Genomic DNA, 1,038 nt, shown 5'->3' with positions numbered 1-1,038 from the left:
CTTCTTCACACCAGAATAGACGAGAACGAAAAGACCGCGGCTTGAGCGATTGTCGCGCAAGTAGTCGCCGCAAAGCTGGTTCTCCAGACGCTCAAACAGGTCTGGACCGGACCACTTGTCGGCGAGCTTCAACTCAACTGGAACCGGACCATCAAAACCGGCTCCGAGAAAACGCAGGTCCGGCCTCTTGGCGTCGGCAAGTTCCTCTTCTTGAGGCACTGAGTATCGACCACGGGCTTTCTCCCTTAACTCATGCCCAAGGTACTTGCGGACCTCGGTCTCCTCAGTCACCGCCAACAAGAGAGACGCGACACTTGAGTCGCCATTTTCGAGATCATCTTTGAGGTCCAGAAACCGGAGATGAACGAGTTCGGCTAGCTCGCGATGGTTGGCAGGTGTCCGTTCGATCTCGCGGGCGAACGTTCGAACCTGTGGAAGCGACCATGGCTCAACATCACCGTCCTGCTCTGCTTTCGTTTTAGCATGATGCAGCATCCATGGCCGCATTTCCTTCACGGGATGAAGCCGGGAAATATCCATCAGCGCTAGGAACGATTGCTTACCGGGTATGCCGGTCAACGCTTCAAGCAGCGCATTGCGCGCTTCCTGGGCGTAGTCTCGTAGATCCGGGGAATAGACGCCTTTGCCGGCGCGTTCCACATCCTCTTCCCCGCGGACATGCTCATGCATCATCAGGTAAAGGGTCTTCAAAGGTTCCGGTGTCAGAAACGCCTTGCGTGCATTGATCGACTCGCTACGCCGGCCGCCCCAAAGCGCCGTTGCAAATTTCATGACCAGCTCCAGGCAGATCGCCTGGTTGGCGATGACGTCGAGCTTGTCCTCCAGAGCCGCGATCGCCTTTTCCGGGGCAACGCCACACCAAACGGCAAACCATAGGGCCAGGTTGTCGATCGCGTCGATGTCGTTGCATTTCGCAGAGGCAAGTTCGATGATATCTTCATCAGATACCTGGGAGCCCTGCAGGATTTTCAGAAGCTTCTTCAGGCTTTCCGCGTTGACCGGCTCATGCTCGCGAAG

General features: G+C 56.5%; 1 pseudogene. It reads right to left on the bottom strand.

The features are described 5' to 3' along the window. A pseudogene (locus ACFHWW_RS33845) lies at positions 1-1,038 on the bottom strand (hypothetical protein); the annotation flags it as partial.

Source organism: Sinorhizobium sp. P24N7 (assembly GCF_042436655.1).
Taxonomy (GTDB): domain Bacteria; phylum Pseudomonadota; class Alphaproteobacteria; order Rhizobiales; family Rhizobiaceae; genus Sinorhizobium; species Sinorhizobium meliloti_A.
This window is presented reverse-complemented; position numbering and strand designations above follow the sequence as displayed.